At 72.7% G+C, this 20,825-nt stretch carries 22 protein-coding genes; 10 read left to right on the top strand and 12 right to left on the bottom strand.

Annotated elements, in window-relative coordinates; translation table 11 throughout:
* Positions 1-173 precede the first annotated feature (173 nt).
* Positions 174-830, top strand: a complete 657-nt coding sequence (locus DN069_RS15960) for an O-methyltransferase (RefSeq protein ID WP_424556289.1) — start codon at positions 174-176, stop codon at positions 828-830.
* Between the two features lie 129 nt (positions 831-959).
* Here DN069_RS15960 and DN069_RS15955 read toward each other — a convergent pair whose 3' ends face one another.
* Positions 960-1,127 (bottom strand): DUF3117 domain-containing protein, encoded by a 168-nt coding sequence (locus tag DN069_RS15955; protein WP_075003713.1) that lies wholly within the window; start codon positions 1,125-1,127, stop codon positions 960-962.
* Between the two features lie 336 nt (positions 1,128-1,463).
* Between DN069_RS15955 and DN069_RS15950 the strand changes: the two genes are divergently transcribed.
* Positions 1,464-2,264, top strand: a complete 801-nt coding sequence (locus tag DN069_RS15950; RefSeq protein ID WP_111501685.1) for an enoyl-CoA hydratase-related protein — start codon at positions 1,464-1,466, stop codon at positions 2,262-2,264.
* A gap of 117 nt (positions 2,265-2,381) precedes the next feature.
* Here DN069_RS15950 and DN069_RS15945 read toward each other — a convergent pair whose 3' ends face one another.
* Positions 2,382-2,951, bottom strand: coding sequence for a DNA-3-methyladenine glycosylase I (locus tag DN069_RS15945; protein WP_111501650.1), 570 nt, complete (start codon positions 2,949-2,951; stop codon positions 2,382-2,384).
* Entirely contained in the window at positions 2,948-3,367 is a 420-nt protein-coding gene (locus DN069_RS15940) for a DivIVA domain-containing protein (protein WP_111501649.1), read from the bottom strand. Before DN069_RS15940 ends, DN069_RS15945 begins: the two co-directional genes overlap by 4 nt.
* A gap of 88 nt (positions 3,368-3,455) precedes the next feature.
* Here DN069_RS15940 and folP point away from each other — a divergent pair, with 88 nt between their 5' ends.
* Entirely contained in the window at positions 3,456-4,331 is an 876-nt protein-coding gene (gene folP / locus DN069_RS15935) for a dihydropteroate synthase (protein ID WP_111501648.1), read from the top strand.
* 12 nt (positions 4,332-4,343) lie between these two features.
* Here the strand turns inward: folP and DN069_RS15930 are convergent, their stop codons facing one another.
* A complete protein-coding gene (locus DN069_RS15930) occupies positions 4,344-5,171 on the bottom strand; it encodes an LOG family protein (protein WP_111501647.1) in 828 nt (275 codons plus the stop codon).
* A 55-nt stretch (positions 5,172-5,226) separates the two neighbouring features.
* Complete coding sequence (dapE, locus tag DN069_RS15925) at positions 5,227-6,339, bottom strand: succinyl-diaminopimelate desuccinylase (RefSeq protein ID WP_111501684.1); 1,113 nt, start codon at positions 6,337-6,339, stop codon at positions 5,227-5,229.
* A 200-nt stretch (positions 6,340-6,539) separates the two neighbouring features.
* Here dapE and DN069_RS15920 point away from each other — a divergent pair, with 200 nt between their 5' ends.
* Both DN069_RS15920 and DN069_RS15915 read left to right on the top strand, forming a co-directional pair.
* The gene (locus DN069_RS15920) at positions 6,540-7,538 is read left to right on the top strand and encodes a hypothetical protein (RefSeq protein ID WP_111501646.1); all 999 of its coding nucleotides are present in this window, start codon (positions 6,540-6,542) and stop codon (positions 7,536-7,538) included.
* A gap of 291 nt (positions 7,539-7,829) precedes the next feature.
* Positions 7,830-8,531: a hypothetical protein gene (locus DN069_RS15915; protein ID WP_111501645.1), complete on the top strand. Its 702-nt coding sequence runs from the start codon at positions 7,830-7,832 to the stop codon at positions 8,529-8,531.
* Between the two features lie 683 nt (positions 8,532-9,214).
* Here the strand turns inward: DN069_RS15915 and dapC are convergent.
* The gene (gene dapC / locus DN069_RS15910) at positions 9,215-10,363 is read right to left on the bottom strand and encodes a succinyldiaminopimelate transaminase (protein ID WP_111501644.1); all 1,149 of its coding nucleotides are present in this window, start codon (positions 10,361-10,363) and stop codon (positions 9,215-9,217) included.
* Between the two features lies 1 nt (position 10,364).
* On the bottom strand, positions 10,365-10,691 hold the full coding sequence (gene fdxA, locus DN069_RS15905) for a ferredoxin (protein ID WP_111501643.1): 327 nt from the start codon (positions 10,689-10,691) through the stop codon (positions 10,365-10,367).
* Positions 10,692-10,801: 110 nt separating this feature from the next.
* Here fdxA and DN069_RS15900 point away from each other — a divergent pair, with 110 nt between their 5' ends.
* Both DN069_RS15900 and DN069_RS15895 read left to right on the top strand, forming a co-directional pair.
* Positions 10,802-11,833 carry a GNAT family N-acetyltransferase gene (locus DN069_RS15900; RefSeq protein WP_111501642.1) on the top strand — a complete coding sequence of 344 codons (1,032 nt, stop codon included), beginning with the start codon at positions 10,802-10,804 and terminating at the stop codon, positions 11,831-11,833.
* Between the two features lie 40 nt (positions 11,834-11,873).
* Positions 11,874-12,737 (top strand): transglutaminase family protein, encoded by an 864-nt coding sequence (locus DN069_RS15895; protein ID WP_243639284.1) that lies wholly within the window; start codon positions 11,874-11,876, stop codon positions 12,735-12,737.
* A gap of 66 nt (positions 12,738-12,803) precedes the next feature.
* On the opposite strand, the gene DN069_RS15890 is transcribed toward DN069_RS15895, so the two are convergent.
* From DN069_RS15890 to DN069_RS15870, 5 genes are all read right to left on the bottom strand, one after another.
* The gene (locus tag DN069_RS15890; protein WP_111501641.1) at positions 12,804-13,409 is read right to left on the bottom strand and encodes a response regulator transcription factor; all 606 of its coding nucleotides are present in this window, start codon (positions 13,407-13,409) and stop codon (positions 12,804-12,806) included.
* A complete protein-coding gene (locus DN069_RS15885; protein WP_111501640.1) occupies positions 13,406-14,665 on the bottom strand; it encodes a sensor histidine kinase in 1,260 nt (419 codons plus the stop codon). Before DN069_RS15885 ends, DN069_RS15890 begins: the two co-directional genes overlap by 4 nt.
* Positions 14,666-14,682: 17 nt before the next feature.
* Complete coding sequence (locus DN069_RS15880; protein ID WP_111501639.1) at positions 14,683-15,402, bottom strand: ABC transporter permease; 720 nt, start codon at positions 15,400-15,402, stop codon at positions 14,683-14,685.
* A 2-nt stretch (positions 15,403-15,404) separates the two neighbouring features.
* Positions 15,405-16,316: an ABC transporter ATP-binding protein gene (locus DN069_RS15875; RefSeq protein WP_111501638.1), complete on the bottom strand. Its 912-nt coding sequence runs from the start codon at positions 16,314-16,316 to the stop codon at positions 15,405-15,407.
* A 144-nt stretch (positions 16,317-16,460) separates the two neighbouring features.
* Positions 16,461-18,614: a S9 family peptidase gene (locus DN069_RS15870; protein WP_111501637.1), complete on the bottom strand. Its 2,154-nt coding sequence runs from the start codon at positions 18,612-18,614 to the stop codon at positions 16,461-16,463.
* A gap of 264 nt (positions 18,615-18,878) precedes the next feature.
* On the opposite strand from DN069_RS15870, the gene DN069_RS15865 reads away from it, so the two are divergent.
* The 3 genes from DN069_RS15865 to DN069_RS15855 all read left to right on the top strand — a co-directional run bounded on the left by DN069_RS15865 (position 18,879) and on the right by DN069_RS15855 (position 20,814).
* Entirely contained in the window at positions 18,879-19,073 is a 195-nt protein-coding gene (locus tag DN069_RS15865; RefSeq protein ID WP_042365063.1) for a hypothetical protein, read from the top strand.
* A gap of 236 nt (positions 19,074-19,309) precedes the next feature.
* The gene (mshB, locus tag DN069_RS15860) at positions 19,310-20,266 is read left to right on the top strand and encodes an N-acetyl-1-D-myo-inositol-2-amino-2-deoxy-alpha-D-glucopyranoside deacetylase (protein ID WP_111501636.1); all 957 of its coding nucleotides are present in this window, start codon (positions 19,310-19,312) and stop codon (positions 20,264-20,266) included.
* Complete coding sequence (locus DN069_RS15855; protein WP_133259937.1) at positions 20,263-20,814, top strand: DUF6113 family protein; 552 nt, start codon at positions 20,263-20,265, stop codon at positions 20,812-20,814. The genes mshB and DN069_RS15855 overlap by 4 nt, the downstream gene beginning before the upstream one ends.
* The last annotated feature ends 11 nt before the right edge of the window (positions 20,815-20,825 follow it).

The raw sequence follows: 20,825 nt of genomic DNA, 5'->3' as shown, positions 1-20,825 counted from the left end.
GTTAGCACCGGATAAAAGCCAAACAACCAACGATCCACCTGCGGCGCTCCGTGCACAGCCGGTACAACGAAGGCGCCGACGGCCGGGACGAACCCGGCCCTCTTTCCAATCCAACGGCCGGGCCTTGATCCCGGTTCCGCCTCTCTCCACTAACCTGTGGCCAGAAATCGACACTGGTCAGTACGGATCGGTGGAGAGGCACACAACTCGGCTCGGCGCGGGAGGAAGGCATCAGCGGCTACGGGCAAGCGGACGCGGCCCTCGCCGACGCCTACGCCGTCGAGGACGCCGTGCTCGAGCGTGCCCGCGAACTCTCGCTGCTCTCCTCGGTCCGGCCGGTCTCCCCCGGCAGCGGCGCGGCGCTGCGGCTGCTGGCGGCCGCGACGGGCGCGCGGGCGGTCGTCGAGATCGGCACCGGCGCGGGCGTGTCGGGCATCTGCCTGCTGCGCGGGATGCGCGCGGACGGCATCCTCACCACCGTCGACGTCCAGCCGGGACTGCAGCGGCAGGCCCGCGAGGCCTTCGCCGCGGCCGGCTTCGCGCCGAGCCGGGCCCGGCTGATCCCCGGCCCAGCCCTGGAGGTGCTGCCGCGGCTGGCGGACGGACAGTACGACCTGGTCTTCTGCGACGGTGATCCGGCGGAGACCACCGGCTACCTTGCTGAATCGTTGCGCCTGCTGCGACCTGGGGGAACGGTCTGCTTCGAGGGCGCGCTCGGGGTCCGTACGGCGGCCGTGCGCGAGCTGATGCGGCAGGTGCGCGAGCACCCGGACCTGATACCCGCGCTGCTGCCGGTCGGCGACGGCCTGCTGGCCGCGGTCCGCCGCTGAGCCCGGCGGGGCCGGGCGGGACTCGGCGGGAGTGGGCCGGATCGGGCCGGATCGGGCCGGGGATGGCCGAAGGCCCCTCTCCCGCGAGCGGGACAGGGGCCTTCGATGGAGGATGTGAGCGGGGTGGGCTCAGCCGCACACCTTCTTGAGAGCGTCGCCGAGCGCCTCGGCCTCGTCGGGCGTCAGCTCGACGACCAGGCGGCCGCCGCCCTCAAGCGGAACGCGCATGACGATGCCCCGCCCCTCCTTGGTCACCTCAAGCGGGCCGTCGCCCGTCCGCGGCTTCATGGCCGCCATGCTCGTTCCCCTTCCTGCACCTGCTCCACCGGAACCTGCGGCCCGTCCACCGCAGGTTTCGAACGCACTGATCGGAGTACCAGTATCCCGCATTCAACCGTCCGATGACCAACGTCACGCATCTCGCCAGCCCCAGCGGCCTCCTCCGTGCACGTTCCGACAGGTTCGAACACGCTCGCCGACCGCACCTCAGTTCCCCTCCCCCACCGGGCACCTGCGGGTGCGTGAGCTCCCCTCGTGTTCCCCCGGTCGGACGCGCGAAAGTGGGCTACGTCACATCTTCTCAGAGGTACCGGATCCGTCATGCTGACCAGAACGAACAGTGAGGAGACCGACGTGTCCGACAGCGTCCTGTACGAGATCGAGGACGGGCTGGCGACCCTGACCATCAACCGCCCCGAGGCGATGAACGCCCTCGACACGGCGACCAAGGTGGCCCTGCGCGACGCCGCGACCGACGCGGCGGCCAACCCCGCGGTCCGTGCGGTGCTGCTGACGGGCGCCGGCGACCGCGCGTTCTGCGTCGGCCAGGACCTGAAGGAGCACGTCGGCAATCTCGCTGCCGCGAGGGAGGGCGGCGGCCCCGCGCTGTCGACCGTCCGCGAGCACTACAACCCGCTGGTCACCGCGCTGGCCACGATGCCCAAGCCGGTCGTCGCCGCGGTCAACGGCGTGGCCGCGGGCGCGGGCGCGGCGCTGGCGTGGGCCTGCGACTTCCGCTTCCTCGCCGCGCACGGCGGCTTCAACACGTCCTTCGCGGGCGTTGCGCTCAGCACGGACTCCGGCGCGTCGTGGACCCTTCCGCGCCTGGTCGGCCAGTCGCGGGCGATCGAGCTGCTGATGTTCCCTCAGACCGTCAAGGCGGAGGAGGCGTTGGCCCTCGGCCTCACGCACCGCGTGCTGCCGGGCCCGGAGCTGCTGGACGAGGCCCGCGCGTTCGCTCGCAAGCTCGCGCAGGGCCCGACGGTCGCCTACGGCGCGATCAAGTCCGCGGTGGCCTACGGCGCCGGCCACACCCTCGTGGAGACCCTCGCCAAGGAGGAGGAACTCCAGACCCTGGCGGGCGACTCGGCGGACCACACCATCGCCGTGGAGGCGTTCCTCGCGAAGGAGACCCCGCGCTTCACCGGCCGCTAGGCCCACCGGCGTGCGGATGGCCCTGAGCGTTGAGGACCATCCGCAGATGGGTGGCTTGTCGCGCAGTTCCCCGCGCCCCTGGAGAGTGCATGGTCCCCGCCGCCCGAAAGGCGAGCTTCAGCGGGCGAAGCAGTCCGTGAAGTGGTCGTTGACGAGGCCGCAGGCCTGCATCATGGCGTAGGCCGTGGTGGGGCCGACGAAGCGGAAGCCGTGGCGCTTGAGGGACTTGGCCAGGGCCGTGGATTCCGGGGTGACTGCCGGGACGTCCGAGAGGGACTTCGGGGCGGTGGGGGCCGGGTCCGGGGCGTGGCTCCAGATGAGGGCGTCGAGGGTGGTGCCGTCCAAGGCGAGGAGGGCGCGGGCGTTGGCGATGGTGGCGAGGATCTTCGCCCGGTTGCGGATGATGCCCTCGTCCGCGAGCAGGCGGGCGACGTCGGCGTCGCCGTACGCGGCGACCTTCACCGGGTCGAAGCCGTCGAAGGCCCTGCGGAAGCCTTCCCTGCGGCGCAGGATGGTGATCCAGGACAGGCCCGACTGGAACGCCTCCAGAGCGAGGCGCTCGTAGAGCGCGGTGTCGCCGTGGACCGGCTTGCCCCACTCGGTGTCGTGGTACTCGACGTAGTCGGGGGTCGACAGACCCCACGGGCAGCGCAGCCGGCCGTCCTCGCCGCGGATGGCCTCGGTCACGGCTCGTCGTCCTCGTGCGTCTCGTCCGCCCCGGGAGCGGCCTCCCGCGGCGCGGGCGGGAGCGCCTGCGTCGGCTCGTAGGCGACACGCCGCTCCGTGGCGAGCGAGCCGGCCGCGCCGGGGGAGGCGAGCGCCGCGGCCAGCGCGGTCTCGAGCTCGTGGACGCGGTGCTCGCGCTCGCTCAGCTCTGCGGCCATGCGGTCGAGGGCGTCGTCGACCTCGTCCATGCGGTAGCCGCGCAGCGCCATCGGGAAGCGCAGCTCGTCGACGTCCGCGCGGGCGAGCGGGCGGTCCTGCGGGAGCCGCGCGGCGAGGCGGTCGCGCTCGGCGTCGGGGAGCGAGCCGCCCGCGCCCAGCGCGGCCAGCGCGGCCGCGCCGACGACCAGCACCATCAGGACGAGGATCAACCAGAACACGGGCCCACTCCAGGCTGCCGGTGGGGGATCATGGACGAACCCCAAACGTAACGACAGCCATCATGGCAGCACCAGCCCGGGAGGACGCATGGCCCGCACGGCCTTGAAGCTCGGTCCGCGAACGTTCGGACCCGACGAGCTGGTGATCATGGCGATCGTGAACCGCACGCCGGACTCCTTCTTCGACCAGGGCGCCACCTTCGCCGACGAGCCGGCGTTCGCCGCGGCCGACCGCGCGGTCGCGGAGGGAGCGGCGATCCTCGACATCGGCGGGGTGAAGGCCGGGCCCGGCGAGGAGGTGACGGTCGAGGAGGAGCTGCGCCGCACCGTCCCCTTCGTCGCGGCGCTGCGCGAACGGCACCCGGACGTGGTGCTGAGCGTGGACACCTGGCGCCACGAGGTGGGCGAGGCCGTCTGCGCGGTGGGGGCGGACCTGCTCAACGACGCCTGGGGCGGCGTCGACCCGGAGCTCGCCGAGGTCGCCGCGAAGTTCAAGGTGGGGCTGGTCTGCACGCACGCGGGGGGCGCGGAGCCGCGCACCCGGCCGCACCGCGTGGAGTACCCGGACGTGATGGCCGACATCCTGGAGCGGACGGTGCACGGCGAGGCGGAGCGGGCGCTCGCCTTGGGCGTGCCCCGGGAGTCGATCATCATCGACCCCGGGCACGACTTCGGCAAGAACACCCGCCACTCGCTGGAGGCGACCAGGCGGCTGCCCGAGATGACCGAGACGGGCTGGCCGGTGCTGGTCTCGCTGTCCAACAAGGACTTCGTCGGCGAGACCCTGGACAAGCCCGTCGGCGAGCGGCTGCTCGGCACTCTCGCCACGACCGCGGTCTCGGCCTGGCTGGGTGCGCGGATCTACCGGGTGCACCAGGTGGCGGAGACCCGCCAGGTGCTCGACATGGTCGCCTCGATCCGCGGCACCCGCCCGCCGGCCGTCGCCCGCCGGGGCCTCGCCTGATCCGCGCCGCCGCTACTCCGGACTGTGGGCCGGCTGCGCGTGGCCGTTGGTGCGGCTCACCTCGAGGATCTTGATGGCCTCCTCGACGGAGTCCGTGCAACTGATCAGCTCCAGGTCGCCCAGGGAGGCCTTGCCCTCGGCGACCAGGGTGTTGCGCACCCAGTCCAGCAGGCCGGACCAGTACGCGGTGCCGAAGAGGACCACCGGGAACTTGGTGACCTTGTGCGTCTGGACCAGCGTGAGCGCCTCGAAGAGCTCGTCGAGCGTGCCGAAGCCGCCTGGCAGCACGATGAAGCCCTGGCTGTACTTGACGAACATGGTCTTCCGCACGAAGAAGTAGCGGAAGTTCAGGCCCAGGTGGATGTAGTCGTTCAGGCCCTGCTCGAAGGGGAGCTCGATGCCGAGCCCGACGGAGGTGCCGCCTGCCTCGAACGCGCCGCGGTTGGCCGACTCCATCGCCCCCGGGCCGCCGCCGGTGATCACCGCGTAGCCCGCGTCGACCAGCGCCCGGCCGATCTGCATGCCCGCCGCGTACTCCTCGGAGTCGACCGGGGTGCGGGCCGAACCGAAGACGCTGATCGCCGGGCCGAGTTCGGCGAGGGCGCCGAAGCCCTCGACGAACTCCGACTGGATCCGCATGACCCGCCAGGGGTCGGTGTGCAGCCAGTCGACCGGACCGGCCGAGTCCAGCAGGCGCTGGTCGGTGGTGCTGTTGTCCACCTGCGGACCGCGCAGCAGCACCGGGCCTCGGTGCTTGATCCGCGCCTTGCCGCGGAGGCGGTTGCCGTTACTGGCCCCGTTGGTGGGCTCGACTGGGTGGATGCTGCGGTCGTCTGTCATACCTCCGCAGCGTACGACGATCAATCGACGCATGGGGGTATGACAGACGGCGACTTCAGGACTGCAGCCAGGCCCGCAGGCGCTTCTCGGTCTCCTCGATGGCGGACAGCGAGCAGTGCTCGTCCCGCTTGTGCGCGTAGTTCGGGTCGCCGGGGCCGAAGTTCACCGCGGGGATGCCCAGCGCGGAGAAGCGGGCCACGTCGGTCCAGCCGAACTTCGGGTTCGGCGTGGTGGCCGTGGCCTCGACGAACGCCGCGGCCGCCGGCTGGGACAGGCCCGGCAGCGCGCCGGCGGCGAAGTCGGTGACGACGACGTCGAAGCCGTCGAAGACCTCGCGCACGTGCGCCTCGGCCTGCTCCGGGGTGCGGTTCGGGGCGAACCGGAAGTTCACCACGACCAGGCAGTCGTCCGGAATCACGTTGTTGGCGACGCCGCCCTCGATGCGGACCGCGTTCAGTCCCTCGTGGTACTCCAGGTCGTCGATGACCGGGCGCTCCGGCTCGTAGGCCGCCAGCCGCGCGAGGATCGGGGCGGCCTTGTGGATCGCGTTGTCGCCGAGCCAGGCGCGGGCCGAGTGGGCGCGCTGGCCGGTGGTGCGGATCTCGGCGCGCAGGGTGCCCTGGCAGCCGCCCTCGACCTGGGCGTTGGTGCCCTCCAGCAGCACCGCGAAGTCGGCCGCGAGCCACTCGGGGTGGTTGCGGGCCAGCCGGCCGAGGCCGTTGCGGCGCGCCTCGACCTCCTCGCAGTCGTAGAAGACGAAGGTGATGTCCCGGTTCGGCTCCGGCACGGTCGCCGCGATGCGCAGCTGGACCGCGACGCCCGACTTCATGTCCGAGGTGCCGCAGCCGTACAGCAGGTCGCCCTCGATGTGGGAGGGCACGTTGTCGGCGATCGGCACGGTGTCCAGGTGCCCCGCGAGCACGACCCGCTCGTCCCGGCCGAGGTTGGTCCGCGCGATCATCGCGTTGCCGTCCCGCTCCACCGTCAGGTGCGGCAGCTTGCGCAGCGCGGCCTCGACGGCGTCGGCGATCACCTGCTCCGACCCGCTCACGGAGGGGATGTCGACCAGGACTCGGGTCAACTCCCCACCGGTCATGTTCAGGTCGAGCTCGGGGACGACGGTCGCGGCGGCGGGCTCGGCGGACTCGGGGGCATCAGGACGGCTCATGAACATCCAGCCTACGTGGGATCCGCACAGGTTCGCCTCAGCTCCCGCTGGAGCGCGGTGCAGCTCACAGATACGCAGGCGAACCGTAGTCCCAGGTGGACCGTCCCAGTCGGTAGGGTGACCAGTCGGCCGGACCTGGCCGACTGTGCCGACCGGAACGGCGCACCGTACGACATGCGCCGTCGGAGAAAGGACGCCGGGTGAGTCTGAGCGAGATGATGGGCGCGGGTGACGACACCCCGACGCCGCGCCGGCGCCGGCGCCGCTGGCTGGGCTGTCTGCCCGTGCTGGTGCTGCTGGTCGTCGCGGCCGTCGTGGTGGGGCTGCTGATCGCCAAGGGCCGCAACTTCCTGCCCGGACCGATCTCGGAGGGCTGCGAGGTGGACACCACCGACGGCATCGTCCCGCTGAGTCTCGACCAGATGCAGAACGCCAGCACCATCGCCGCCGTCGCGACCGCGCGCAACCTCCCGGAGCGGGCGGTGCAGATCTCGCTGGCGACCGCGATGCAGGAGTCCCGGCTGACCAACCTGTCCGGCGGCGACCGCGACTCGATCGGCCTGTTCCAGCAGCGCCCCTCGCAGGGCTGGGGATCCCCGCAGCAGATCGCGGACCCGGTCTACGCGACCAACAAGTTCCTGGACAAGCTGGTCGCCATCCCCGGCTACGCCCAGCTCCCCCTCACCGAGGCGGCCCAGGACGTCCAGCACAGCGGCTTCCCCGACGCCTACGCCCAGCACGAGGCCGACGCGATGACCCTGTCGTCCGCGCTGACCGGCCGCGTCCCCGCGGCGATGAACTGCACCGTGGACGGCGTCGGCACCTCTCCCTCGGGCAGCGGCGGAACGACCCTGCAGGCGGAGCTGAAAAAGGACTTCGGCCGCGTCGTCTCCACGACGGACCTCGGCGCGAGCACGGACTCCGGCGGCTCGTCCTCCTCGTCCTCCTCGGCGTCGCCGCAGCACCTGCTGTCCGTGGCGGTCCACGGCAGCGCCTACGTCTCGGAGCGCGGCTGGGCCGTGGCGCAGTGGTCGGTGGCCCACGCCAAGTCCCTGCACATCACCGAGGTCGACTACGCCGGCAAGACGTGGAACAGCTCCGCGTCCGACAAGGGCTGGGTCTCGACCAGCTCCGCCTCCCCCGGCACCACCGCCGCCTCGTCGGACTCGACGAGCGGGCTCCGCATCACCGTGGCGTAGCGCGGCCACCCCTGCGGGGTGAACGGCCCCGCACAGGGTTGACGAATGCGGCCATTCGGGTCGAGACGGCCGAATTTTCTCGGATCACCCGGGCAATCCCTTGTCGGGCATACGGAGAAACCTTTTGCTGGCTGCGGCGACGTGGTTCGACATACCCGGCATCAGCGGACAAAAAGCCGCTCCGCTTGGGGAACTCTTTACCCGGCGGGCCCGCAACCTTCTTGCTCCTGGGGCGGTAATCACCACGTCCGCCCGGCGGACGGGTTCTGTCGTCCCATCTCAAGGAGCACCATGTCTCTCCCCATCTCGCGCCGGATCGTCCAGGCCGCGGTCGTTGTCGCCGCCGGTGCGGTCCCGGCGGTCGCGGCGGGCACGGCGATGGCCGCCCCCGCGCTGCCGGCGGTACCCGACCTGGGTGGGCTCAGCCAGGTCAACTCCGCTCCCGAGCTCGGTAGCTCCCTCCAGAGCACCGCGCACCAGACCGGCGAGCTCGCCGGCAACGGCGTCGGCCAGGCCGCGAGCACCGGCCTCCCGGTCGTCGCCGACGCAGCGGGCCGCGCGGCGAACGACGCCGTCCCGGTCGCCAACCGCTCGCTGGGCTCCTCCGCGCTGGGCCTGCTCGGCACGGCCGGTCAGGCCGTCAGCCTCGCGCACGGTGCGGGCGTGGCCCGCAGTGTCCCGGCCGCGGCGCAGGCCACCGGCGCGCTGCCCGGCGACGTCCCGGCCGCTCCGGCTGCCGCGCCGGCGGGTCCGCTGGGCTCGCTCCCGATCGCGGGCAGCCTGCCCGTCAACAGCCTGCCGCTGGGTGCGGCGCAGGGCGCGCTGGGCGGGGGCACCCGCAGCATCGAGGCTCCGTCGCAGCGCCTGGGCGGCCTCCCGGGCATGGGCGGCGCCGCCGCCGACCAGTCCCCCCTCAGCACCGTCACCAACACCGTCCCCGGCCTCAACGCCCTCCCCCTGGGCAACCTCCCCGTCGACGGCATCCCCCTGTAGGGAAGCTCCGCTTCGGACTCCCGCAGGTAGTTGCACGACCAAGGGGCGCGAGGCGCGCGGGCGCGACAAGCCCCGCTCCGAGCTCTCACAGGTCGATGCAACAACCAGGGGCGCGAGGAACTGCGCGACAAGCCACCGTGTGTGGTGAGTCGCTCAGCGAGCAGGGCCACCCTCACAGGGTGGTTGCTCGCGCAGTTCCCCGCGCCCCTTGGCGTGCTGCAACGTACCGTGGGCGCGAACCAGACCGGCTCGCGCCCACGCGGCGTAGCCGCACATCGTGCACAGCCCCGCGCCCCTTGGCGTGTTGCAACGTACCGTGGGCGCGAACCAAACCGGCTCGCGCCCACGCGGCGTAGCCGCACATCGTGCACAGCCCCGCGCCCCTTGGCGCGTTGCAACTGACCGTGGACGCGAACCAAGCCGGCTCGCGCCCACGCGGCGTAGCCGCACATCGTGCACAGCCCCGCGCCCCTTGGTGTGCTGCAACCGACCGTGGACGCGAACCAAACCGGCTCGCGCCCACGCGGCGTAGCCGCACATCCTGCACAACCTCGCGCCCCATGGCGTGCTGCAACTGACCGTGGACGCGAACCAAACCGGCTCGCGCCCACGCGGCGTAGCCGCACATCGTGCACAGCCCCGCGCCCCTTGGCATGCTGCAACCGACCGTGGACGCGAGGCCGTCAGGCCGTGAGGCGGGAGACGGCCGATGCCACGCGTTCGTCCGTGGCGGTGAAGGCGACGCGGACGAAGTTGGCGCCGGCGGTGCCGTAGAACTCGCCGGGGGCGGCGAGGATGCCGTGCTTGGCGAGGTCCGCGATGGTGTCCCAGCAGGGTTCGTCGCGGGTGGCCCAGAGGTAGAGGCTTGCCTCACTGTGCTCGATGCGGAAGCCCGAGGCCGTCAGCGCGCCCCGGAGGGCCTCGCGGCGCGCCGCGTAGCGGGCGCGCTGCTCGGTGACGTGCGCGGTGTCGCCCAGCGCGGCGACGGTCGCGGCCTGGACCGGAGCCGGGACTATGAAGCCGCTGTGCTTGCGGATCTCCAGCAGCTCGCCCAGGACCGCCGCGTCTCCCGCGGCGAACGCCGAGCGGTAACCGGCAAGGTTCGAGCGCTTGGAGAGCGAGTGGACCGCGATCAGGCCGTCCACGGACCCGTCGCAGACGTCCGGGTGCAGGACGGAGACCGGCTCGGCCTCCCAGCCCAGTTCGAGGTAGCACTCGTCGCTGACCACGAGGATCCCGTGCTGTCGCGCCCACGCGACGATCCGGCGCAGCTCGTCCACGCCCAGGACCCGACCCGTAGGGTTGGACGGGGAGTTGAGCCACAGCAGGCGCAGGCCCTCGGGGTCGAGCTCGGTCGGGTCGTCGTAGACGACGGCCTCCACGCGGGCGAGGCGCGCGCCCACCTCGTAGGTGGGGTACGCGAGGCGCGGGAAGGCGACGCGGTCGCCGGGGCCGAGGCCCAGCTGCCACGGGAGCAGGGCGACGAGCTCCTTGGAGCCGACCACCGGCAGGACGTTGCGGTGGGTCATGCCACGTGCGCCCAGACGCCCCTCGACCCAGCCGACGAGGGCGTCCTTGAGCGCGGTGGCGCCCCACACCGTGGGGTAGCCGGGGCTGTCCGAGGCGGCGGCCAGCGCGTCCTGGACCAACTGCGGCACGGAGTCGACGGGCGTGCCGACCGAGAGGTCGACGATGCCGTCGGGGTGGGCCGCCGCGATGGCCTTGTAGGGCTCCAGCCGGTCCCACGGGAACGGCGGAAGCAGGGCCGAGACGCGGCGCGCCGCCCCTCCGAGGAGGGACGGCGCGGCGGAGTTGTCCTGCGAGGAAGTCAACTCAGTGGTCCTGGTTCTGCGGCGGGAGCGCCGAGATGAACGGGTGGTCCTTGTCGATCACACCGAGCTTGGAGGCGCCACCGGGCGAACCGAGGTCGTCGAAGAACTCGACGTTCGCCTTGTAGTAGTCCTTCCACTCGTCCGGGGTGTCGTCCTCGTAGAAGATGGCCTCGACCGGGCAGACCGGCTCACAGGCGCCGCAGTCGACGCACTCGTCCGGGTGGATGTACAAGGACCGCTGGCCCTCGTAAATGCAGTCGACCGGGCACTCTTCGATGCACGCCTTGTCCTTCACGTCGACACAAGGCTGCGCGATGACGTAGGTCACGCTGTCATTCCTCCTAGTAAGGGCCTATCGCGCAAGGGAAGCGCGGCGTCGTCGATGCCCGCCTCTAGTATCGCCGGTCGAGGGCACCGAATGTAACGGAGGTAGGCATCATGGCGTCCCAAGCGACCGAAGTCGATCGGTCGGGATTCCGACTCACCCCCGCTGACCTGGGCCGACGGGTCATGGTACGGCGTGTTGTGGGGATCTTGGAAGGCCGTCCTCAGTTCTCCGACACGCTCGGCGTGCTCACATCCTGGGATTCCGAGCGCCAGAGCTTGACGGTGGTGAACCGCGCGGGGCAGGACGTCGAACTCCCGGTGGCGGCGCTGGTGGCAGGAAAGCCGGTGCCCCCGGCCCCGTTGCGCCGTTCGCTGGCCGCGCCGCCCGAGCCGACGCCGGCGGAGCTGCAGCGGACCGCGGCGCGCGGCTGGGCCGCGCTGGAGCAGGAGCCGCTGGGCGACTGGCTGCTGCGGTCCTCCTCCGGATTCACCCGACGCGGCAACTCGGCGCAGACGCTGGGCGATCCGGGCCTGCCGCCCGCAGAGGCGCTGGACCGGGTCCGGGACTGGTACGCGGCGCGCGGCCTGCCCGCCTACGTCGAGGTGACGTTGCCCGGGTCCACGCCGGGCCTGGAGGCCGCGCTGGCCGAGCGCGGCACGGTGGAGGCGTACACCGAGGTCCGCACCGCGCCGCTGGCCCGCCTGGCGGCGCCTGCGGCCGCCACCGCGGCAGCGGATGTCCGGCTCTCGCGGACCGCCGACGCGGCCTGGCGCTCGCGCTACCAGCGGGTCGACGCGGACGAGGCGCGGACCGCCGCCGCGCAGGCGCTGCTGCACAGCGGCCCTTCGGTCTGGTTCGCCTCCGTCTTCCTGCCGGAGGTGCCGGACGGCCCCGCGGCGATCGGCCGCTGCGTGGTGGACGGCGCGTGGGCGGGCTTCGGCGCGATCGAGGTGCTGCCCCAGGCGCGCAGGCGCGGCCTGGCGAGCGCGGTGATGTCGACGCTGGCGGCGCGCGCCGCCGAGGAGGGTGCGTCGGGCGCGTATCTGCAGGTCGAGGCGGAGAACGAGGTCGCCCGCGCCATGTACGACAAGCTCGGCTTCGAGGTGCGCTACCGGTACTGCTACGCCAGGCTCCACGTGTGAGACACGATCAGGTGGCGCGACACGCATAGAATCCTCGCCCGTGAGCGAGGAGAGCAGAGCGCGGTTCGCCGCCGAGGCGCGCGGGGAGCAGCCGAGCCTCGCGCTGCTGTGCCTGCTCATGGGCTTCGAGGTGGACCTCGAGGCCCGTCCGGGCCACCTCGACGAGGCGCTGGCGCCCGCGTTCGACGCGCTGGAGCGGCTGGCCTCGGTGGTGCGCGCGGCCCTGCGCGAGGCCTGCCCCGGCGGCGCGACGGGGCTGTCGCCCACCAGGACGGCGGCCGTGCTGGCCGGCGCGCTGGCCGGTTCGGCGGATCTGCGGGGCGGGCCCGGGGTCTACGGCCGCCTCGAGTCCTCGCTGCTGCACGAGGTGCTGCGGCGCGGACGGGGCCTGCCGATCACCGTGGCCACGGTCTGGATCGCGGTGGGCCGGATGGTCGGCCTGCCGGTCCACGGCGTGGCGCTCCCCGGCCACTTCGTGGTCGGCGTGGGCGATCCGGCGGGCGAGCACGTCCTGGTGGACGCCTTCCACAGCGGCCGGATCCTCTCCGACGAGGACGTCGAGTCGCTGGTCGCCCAGGCCGGTTACCGCCTCACTCCGGACCTGCTGCGTGCGGCGGAGCCGCAGGACGTCGTGCTGCGCACCCTCGCCAACATCCGCAACTGGGCCGCGGCGCGGCCCGAACACGCCCGCACCCAGCTGTGGGCGACGGAGCTCTCGCTCCTCCTCCCCCGCCACCCGGCCCAGCTCCGCCTGGAACGGGCGGAACTCCTGGTGAAGACCGGTCACTTCCTGGAGGGCGCGGCCCAGATGGAGGAGTACGCCACCATCCTCGACGCCTTCGACCCCGACTCCGCCAAACGCGTCCGCTCCGAGGCCAAGACCGCCCGGTTCCGCCTCAACTGACGTCCGGTTGCCACCCCTTGAAGGTGCGAGGGGCGCGAGAAACCCTCGCGCCCCTGGAGAGTGCGGCTACAGCCAGCCCTTTTCCATGGCGATGCGTACCGCTTCGGTGCGGTTGCGGGCACCTGTCTTCTGGATCGAGGCGGAGAGGTAGTTTCGGACCGTGCCCTCGGAGAGGTGGAGGCGGGCGCCGATGTCCGCGTTCGCGCTGCCGTCGGCCGCGGCGGAGAGGACGTCGCGTTCGCGGGAGGTCAGGGGGTTGGCGCCTTCCGCCAGCGCGGCCGCGGCCAGGGTCGGGTCGATGACGCGCTCGCCGCGCAGCACGCGGCGGACCGCCTCGGCGAGTTGGGCGGCCGGGGCGTCCTTCACCAGGAACGCGTCCGCGCCGGACTCCATCGCGCGGCGCAGGTAGCCGGGACGGCCGAACGTGGTGAGGACGACGATCTTGATGCCCGGACGGGCCTTGCGCAGCAGGCCCGCGGCCTCGATGCCGGTGAGGCCCGGCATCTCGATGTCCAGCAGGGCCACTTCGACCTCGTGGGCCTCGGCGGCGGCCACCACCTCGTCGCCGCGCGACACCTGCGCGACGACGTCGATGTCCCCCTCCAGCCCCAACAGGGCCGCCAACGCCTCACGGACCATGGCCTGATCCTCGGCCAGCAGAACTCTGATCACTCCTGCACGGTACCGGCCGCGGGCTGTTCCTCGGGATCCTTCGAGGTGAGCTCGGCGCGCAACGGGACCGTCGCGCGCAGGACGAAGCCGTGTCGGCCCGACGCCGGACCGGCGTCCAGCGTGCCGTCGGCGAGGGCCAGGCGCTCGGACAGGCCGGTGAGGCCGTTGCCGGGCGGCTGGTGGCGGGACTGCTTGCCGAGGTTGCCGTTGTCGGCGACCTCCAGGGTGAGCACCCGGCCGGGGCGGCCGTCGGGGGCGAGGTCCTCGATCAAGCGGATCCGGCACTCGGTCGCGCCGCTGTGGCGGACCACGTTGGTGACGGCCTCGCGCAGCGCCCAGCCCAACGCCCCCTCCTCCTCGGCGCCGAGACCCGGGCGCGGGTCGGCGAGCGAGAGGGGGGCGTCGATGGTGACGTCCGCCGCGGTCAGCGCGGTGCGCGCGGCGGCGATCTCGACGGCGAGCTTGGGGCGGCGGTAGCCGCCGATCGCCTCGCGGACGTCGACGAGGGCCTGGCGCGAGACCTTCTCGATGTCGTTGACCTGGGCCCGCGCCTCCTCGTAGCGCTCCTGGTCCATGAAGCGGGAGCTGAGCTCGCTCTTCAGGGTGATCAGGGAGAGCGAGTGACCGAGCAGGTCGTGCAGGTCGCGGGCGAGGCGCAGACGCTCGTCGGAGGCCGCGAGGGCGGCCACCGCCTGCCGCGCCTCGCGCAGTTCGGCCATGGTGCGCACCAGCTGCTGCAGGCCCGTCATCGCCAGGCCGCCGAGGAGGCCGCCGAGGGCCATCCCGGCCAGCCCGGTGCGGTCGATGTGTGTTGTCGTCAGGCCGAGTGCGACCTGGGTGGCGACGACCGCGACCACCCCGATCGCGGCGACCCGCTGCGGCAGGACGATGCCGGCCGCGACCGCGGTGTAGGTGAACAGCGCGAGCCAGTTGGCGTCCAGCACGACCGAGGTGGAGACGGCGGTCAGGAACATCGCCGCCAGCACGGCCCCCTGCCACCGGTCCCACTTGGAGGCCGCGCCGGTGACCTGGCGGCGCAGGACCAGCGAGACGTAACAGGCCAGGAAGAGAACGAGCAGGACCCAGCCGAACACGGTCTTCCCGAGGCCCACCCGACCGAACAGGTCGGAGATCGGATAGGCCAGGTAGAGCATCCAGACCAGCATCCAGCAGAGCTTCACGAACAGCTGCCGGCGGTTCTCGGGGGGCACCCCGACCCGGGGCGCCCTCGACCGGGCCTCGCTCTTCTCCGTCATTGTCCGTCCCCCGTGTCTCAGACTGCCTTGCGGTCGCGCTGGTACAGCCAGGCCGCGAGGGCCGCGAAGGCGGCGAGGTAGGCGGCGAGGCCGATCACCTGCGAGGCGCCCACCGAGACCCCGTTGACGGGGTACTTGGCGAGCTCGTTGTAAAGGTAGACCGGAGTGTACTGGCCGACCGACTTGAGGCCCCCGGACAGCGGGAACCAGGAGCCGCCGAGGAAGGCCAGGCCCATGTAGCTGACCATGGTGATCGGCTGCACGGTGTCCGGCGCGGCCGCGTAGCCGAGGGCCACGCCCGCCGCCGAGAAGACGAACCCGCCGGCCCAGACGGCCAGGCCCATGCCGAGCCAGGTGGTGACCGGGAAGTGCACGCCCTCGGCCATGCCGGCGGCGAAGACGGCGAGCACGGCGGGCAGGGTGACGGCGCCGGCCGCGGCGACCTTGGACAGCACGTAGGCCCAGCCGGGCAGGGCCGTCAGCCGCAGCTGCCGGGTCCAGCCGCTCTTGCGCTCCAGCGCGATGCGCATCGCGGTGTTCAGGGCGGCGCCGACGGTGCCGAAGGTGGCCATGGAGACCATGTAGTAGGTCTTCGGCGTGACACCGTTGAAGGTGGTGGTGCCGAAGTTGGTCGACGCGTAGAAGAAGAACATCATCACCGGGAAGATCACGGTGAAGAAGAGGTAGCGGCGGTTGCGCAGCACCCGCAGCACCTCGAGCCGGATCAGCGAAGACATGGTCAGTTCCCCTCGGCCGCAGTGGCTTCCGCAGTGATGGTGATGAAGGCCTGCTCCAGGCCGACCCCGGTGACCTCCAGGCCACGGGGGTAGAGACCGGCGCGGTAGACGGCGGCCATGGTGGCGTCGGCGTCCGACGTGGAGATGCGCACGGTCGAACCGCTCACGTCGAGCGCGGTGATCGCGGGCAGCGCGTTCAGCAGCGAGGCGTCGCCGCCGTCCTGCGGGTGCAGGTCGAAGGAGATGCGGCGCTGGCCGGCCCGGGCCTTGATCTCGGCGGCGGTGCCGTCCGCGATCAGGCGGCCCTTGTGCATCACCAGGACGCGGTCGGCGATCGCGTCCGCCTCCTCCAGGTAGTGCGTGGCGAAGAGGATGGTGCGGCCGGCGTCGGCCTGGGCCTTCATGACGGACCAGAAGGCCTGGCGGGCGTTGACGTCCATGCCGGTGGTCGGCTCGTCCAGGACGATGAGGTCGCTGTCGCCGGAGGTGGCGAGGGCGAAGCGGACGCGCTGCTCCTGGCCGCCGGAGAGGCGGTCGACCCGGCGGTCGGCCAGGTCCTGGATCTGCGCCGTCTTCAGCACGTCGTCGACGGCGTAGCCGCGCGGGTGCACCTTGCAGGAGAAGCCGACCAGCTCGCGGACGGTGACCTCGGGCAGCAGGCCGCCGCTCTGCAGCATGACGCCGACCCGGCCGTCCATGATCGCCTGACGCGGGGTGCCGCCGAAGAGCGTCACCTGGCCCTCGCTCGGGTCCTTCAGGCCCAGCAGCATGTCGATGCTGGTGGACTTGCCGGCGCCGTTGGGGCCGAGGAACGCGACCGTCTCGCCCGGGTGGAGCGTGAAGGAGCTGCCGCTGACCGCCTTGACGGCGCCGAAGTGCTTGCTGACGTTACGGAACGCCGCGACCTCGTGCATCGGGTGGCCGTTCGCCCCGCGGATCGCGGAACCCTTCCGGTCCGCCCCCGTGACTGTTTCGGTGGAAGTCGTCATGCAAGAAGAATCGCAGGTCAGGAAGGCCCGGCAGCAGTGCCGCGCCTCCATGACCAGGCATGACAGATGTCACGGCCGGGGCAGTGACCTCCGCAGGAAGTCGACCTGCAGGAGCAGCAGGTTCTCCGCCACCTCCTCCTGCGGCGTCATGTGGGTGACGCCGGAGAGCGGCAGCACCTCGTGCGGGCGTCCGGCCGCGAGCAGCGCGGAGGAGAGGCGCAGGCTGTGCGCGACGACCACGTTGTCGTCGGCCAGGCCGTGGATGATCTGCAGCGGCCGGGTCAGCCGGGACGCGTCGGTCAGCAGCGAGTGCGCGGCGTAGACCTGGGGTTCCTCGGCCGGGAGGCCGAGGTAGCGCTCGGTGTAGTGGGTGTCGTAGAGCTCCATGTCGGTGACCGGGGCGCCGGCGACGGCCGCGTGGAAGACGTCCGGTCGGCGCAGCACGGCGAGCGCGGCGAGGTAGCCGCCGTAGGACCAGCCGCGGATGCCCACCCTGCCGAGGTCGAGCGGGAAGTCGGCGGCGAGCGCCCGCAGCGCCTCGACCTGGTCGTCCAGGGTGACCCCGGCCATGTCCCGCATGATCGCCTTCTCCCAGGCGGGGCTGCGGCCGGGGGTGCCGCGCCCGTCGGCGACGACGACGGCGAAGCCCTGGTCGGCGAACCACTGCGCGGACAGGAAGATGTTCTGCGCCGCGACCACCTGCTGGCCGTGCGGACCTCCGTAGGGGGCCATCAGCACCGGCAGCAGGCCGTCGCGCTCCCGGTCGTAGCCGGTGGGCAGCAGCACCGCCGTCGGGATCCGGCGATGGCCGGCCAGGGTGAGCGTCGGACGGGCGGTGAGCACCGGCACCTCGGCGTGCGAGGCGATCCGGGCCACCTCGGCGCTCGCGCCGTCCTCGGTGCGCAGCACGCGGACGAGCGCGCCCGGCCGGTCGACGGCAGCGGAGCTCAGCACGGTGACGGGGCCGCCGCGGACCGCGGAGTGGTAGCCCGGGGCGTCGCTGATCCGCTGCACCGTGCCGTCCGCGCTGTCGACGCGGTAGACGTGCACCTCGCCGACCTCCGGCGCACCGGCCTCCTCGCCGGCCGAGGCGGTGAACAGCACGTCCTCGGCGGTGACGTCGACGACATGCCGCACGTGCAGCGAACGGTCCGTCAGCACCCGGTCGCCCACCACGAGGACGCGCGCGTCGGCGGCGCGGTCGTCCGCGACGCGGACCAGGCGGCCGTCGGGCGTCCACGCCGGCACGCCGGGGAAGAGCTCGACCCAGTCCGGGTCGCTCTCCTCGTGCAGCGGGCGGGTCCGGCCGGTCGACGGGTCGACGGTCAGGACGACCTGGCGGCGCTGGTCGCGGGTCTGCACCAGCAGCAGCGGGGCGCCACCGGCGGACCAGTGGACGCGGGCGAGATAGGGGAAGGCCGTGCGGTCCCAGCCGACGTCGACGCGGCCGCCGTCGAGGTCCAGCAGAGCGAGGGAGACCTCGGCGTTCGGGGTGCCGGCCTGCGGGTAGGCGATCTCCAGCGGCTGCTGGTCCGGGTTGGCCGGGTCGGCGATCCACCAGCGGCGGACGGGCCGGTTGTCGACGCGGGCGGCGAGCAGCCGGTCGCCGCCCGGGGACCACCAGAAGCCGCGGCTGCGGTCCATCTCCTCCTGGGCGATGAACTCGGCCTGGCCCCAGGTGACCTCGGGGTCGTTCTCGTGCGCCAGCACCCGGTCGCCGCCGCCGTCGGCGGCGATGACGCGCAGCGCGCCGTCGGTGGTGGCGTAGGCGATGTGCCGGCCGTCCGGCGCGGGTCGCGGGTCGAGCACGGTGCCGTGGCCGGGCAGCTCGGCGGCGTCCTCACCCGGGCCCGCCAGCAGGGAGGCCCGGAAGAGCCGGCCGGAGAGGCTGAAGGCCGCCATGGTCAGCGCGGCGTCGGTGGCGTACCCGATCACGCCCGCGGAGCCCTCACGGGCCCGCTCGCGGCGCGCCTGCTCCTCGGCGGACAGGTGCTCCTCGCCGCCGCCGAGCAGGGCGACCGGGTCGGCGGCGACTCGCTCGAACGGAGCAGCTTCGTTCGAAAGGTCGAGCACGAACAGCAGGTTCGCCCGTTCGGTCCCGCCGCGGCTCCGCAGGAAGGCCACCCTTCCGCCGTCCGGGGACACCGAGAAGGACCGCGGAGCGCCGAGCGAGAAGCGCTGCGTGCGCGAGAACTGACGGGGGAACGTGATCTCCTGGGCCATGTTCCGACCCTAGCGGCGAGGCCCCGGACAGAGCCGGATTCCCGGCAAACACCCCGCGCTCCCTCCTCGCCCGTTCGGCTCCCCCACGTACCCGCGCGCACCCGCGTGGGAGTCGCGCCCGCGCGCCGGGGTCGTGCATCGGAGCGACGGGCTAGGCATGATGACGGAAAGTGACCTACCCATCACCCCGCGGGTATCACCTGTGTGCGCCCGTCCTGTGGGGCGGCAGTCCCCGCCGCCCAAAACCGAGAGGTGTGAGACGCGATGGTTCTGCCCATTTCCGCAGCGGTGCTGATGCTGATCATCGTGGGAATCCTGGTCAAGCGGTCCGGCCTGAAGCTCTGGCATGCGTTCGCCTGCACGCTGCTCGGCTTCTACCTGGCGTCCAGCTCGATCGCCCCGTCGATCAAGACCGTGACCACGAGCGTCGCCGGCATGCTGACCGGCATCAAGCTGTAGATCCTCCGTTGTGGGGTGCTGTCGGCCCGACCGCAGGGCCTGTCTCACGGGTCAGGTCGGATCAGCCCGCGGCGTCAGGGTGCGTGGATCGCAAGGCGGAGGAGGGAGTCCATGCGGAGCATCGGCGACCGACGACAACGCAGCGGTGGGGGCACCTCCCGGCCGAAGGCTGGGGGAGCGTGCCCTGACGCCGCGGGCCCGGCCTGACCCGCGAGACAGGCCCTAGGCTGAGCGCCATGACGGATACTTCCCGGGCCGCCCGCGCCGAGAGGCGCCTGCTCCTCGTTCACGCCCACCCCGACGACGAGTCGATCGGCAACGGCGCGACGATGGCCCGCTACGCCGCGGAGGGCGTCGGCGTCACCCTCGTCACCTGCACGCTGGGTGAGGAGGGCGAGGTCATCGGCGACGACCACGCCCACCGCGTGGCCGAGCGGGAGGACAGCCTCGGTCCGCACCGGATCACCGAGCTCGCCGAGGCGATGCGCCGGCTCGGCGTCCTGGACCACCGCTTCCTCGGCGGCCCGGGCCGCTGGCGCGACTCCGGGATGATGGGCGTCGCCAGCAACGCCCGTCCCGACGTGTTCTGGCAGGCCGATCTGGACGAGGCCGCCGCCGAGCTGGTCGCCGTCGTGCGCGAGGTGCGCCCGCAGGTCCTGGTCACCTACGACCCGAACGGCGGCTACGGCCACCCCGACCACATCCAGGCGCACCGAGTGGCCATGCGCGGCGCCGAGCTCGCCGCCGACGCCGGCTTCCAGCCCGAGCTGGGCCCGGCGCACGCGATCGCCAAGGTCTACTGGAACGTGGTGCCGCGCTCGGTGGTCGAGGCCGGCTTCGCCGCCCTGCGCGCCGCCGGCCAGGACGCCCCGTTCCCCGGCGTCGCCTCCCTGGACGACGTGCCCGGCGTCGTCGACGACGCCGAGGTCACCGCGGTCGTCGACGGCACGGCCTACGCCGACGCCAAGACCGCGGCGATGCGCGCGCACGCCACCCAGATCGCGGTGGAGGAGCCCTTCTTCGCCCTCTCCAACGAGCTGGGCCAGCCGCTGCCCGCCGTCGAGTACTACCGGCTGGTCCGCGGCAAGCCCGGCCCCGTCGACGCGGACACGGGCTGGGAGGCCGACCTCTTCGCCGGCGTGGACACCGCGTCGGGGCGGGCGTCCGCGAGCCCGGCCGGGGCGGGCGCATGAGCGGCGGTCAGCCGCCGGGCACGGCGCCGGGCTCGGGAAGCTCCGGGCGCGGGCGCGCCGGAGGCTCGGGCGGCAGCGGTGGCGCGGCCCGGGTGCCCGCGCCGCGCAGCGGTTCGCCGCTGCCTCCCGCACGGTCCTACCCGCTGGGCCGCCCCGCGCGGATGACGGTCTATCTGCTGCTCGGCGTGCTCGGCGCGGCCGTCGGTCTGGCCGGGGCGCTGATCGTGGACCTGTGGAGCGGCGGCGGCCTGGTCCTCGGCACCGCCGGGATCATCGCGCTCAGCTACGGCGGCAGCACCGTGACCGGCACCAGGACGGGCGCGGTCGTGCCGACCGCCACCTGGCTCGGCGTCCTGCTCGTCGCCAGCGTCAGCACACCCAAGGGCGACCTGATCTGGGGCGGAAGCGCGACCAGCCTCGCGCTGCTCTTCCTCGGCCTGCTCGGTTCGGTGCTGTCGCTGGCCCGGCCGTCGCTCTCGCCCTTCCGCCACGGGCCTTCAGGCTCCGTTCTGCCTCCGGCAAGTCCGCGTCGGGACGGCTCCCAGTAAGGTGGTCCCCG

This window comes from Streptacidiphilus pinicola, from assembly GCF_003258295.1.
GTDB classification, from domain to species: Bacteria; Actinomycetota; Actinomycetes; order Streptomycetales; family Streptomycetaceae; genus Streptacidiphilus; species Streptacidiphilus pinicola.
This window is presented reverse-complemented; position numbering and strand designations above follow the sequence as displayed.

Bases quoted from the DNA above. Each gene is read 5' to 3' on its own strand.
- DN069_RS15885 (WP_111501640.1), bottom strand. From the start codon at position 14,665: ATGACGGAGAAGAGCGAGGCCCGGTCGAGGGCGCCCCGGGTCGGGGTG.
- DN069_RS15855 (WP_133259937.1), top strand. From the start codon at position 20,263: ATGAGCGGCGGTCAGCCGCCGGGCACGGCGCCGGGCTCGGGAAGCTCC.
- DN069_RS15875 (WP_111501638.1), bottom strand. From the start codon at position 16,316: ATGCACGAGGTCGCGGCGTTCCGTAACGTCAGCAAGCACTTCGGCGCC.
- DN069_RS15865 (WP_042365063.1), top strand. From the start codon at position 18,879: ATGGTTCTGCCCATTTCCGCAGCGGTGCTGATGCTGATCATCGTGGGA.
- DN069_RS15880 (WP_111501639.1), bottom strand. From the start codon at position 15,402: ATGTCTTCGCTGATCCGGCTCGAGGTGCTGCGGGTGCTGCGCAACCGC.
- DN069_RS15915 (WP_111501645.1), top strand. From the start codon at position 7,830: ATGTCTCTCCCCATCTCGCGCCGGATCGTCCAGGCCGCGGTCGTTGTC.
- mshB (WP_111501636.1), top strand. From the start codon at position 19,310: ATGACGGATACTTCCCGGGCCGCCCGCGCCGAGAGGCGCCTGCTCCTC.
- DN069_RS15955 (WP_075003713.1), bottom strand. From the start codon at position 1,127: ATGGCGGCCATGAAGCCGCGGACGGGCGACGGCCCGCTTGAGGTGACC.
- dapE (WP_111501684.1), bottom strand. From the start codon at position 6,339: ATGAGCCGTCCTGATGCCCCCGAGTCCGCCGAGCCCGCCGCCGCGACC.
- DN069_RS15930 (WP_111501647.1), bottom strand. From the start codon at position 5,171: ATGACAGACGACCGCAGCATCCACCCAGTCGAGCCCACCAACGGGGCC.
- folP (WP_111501648.1), top strand. From the start codon at position 3,456: ATGGCCCGCACGGCCTTGAAGCTCGGTCCGCGAACGTTCGGACCCGAC.
- DN069_RS15900 (WP_111501642.1), top strand. From the start codon at position 10,802: ATGGCGTCCCAAGCGACCGAAGTCGATCGGTCGGGATTCCGACTCACC.
- DN069_RS15870 (WP_111501637.1), bottom strand. From the start codon at position 18,614: ATGGCCCAGGAGATCACGTTCCCCCGTCAGTTCTCGCGCACGCAGCGC.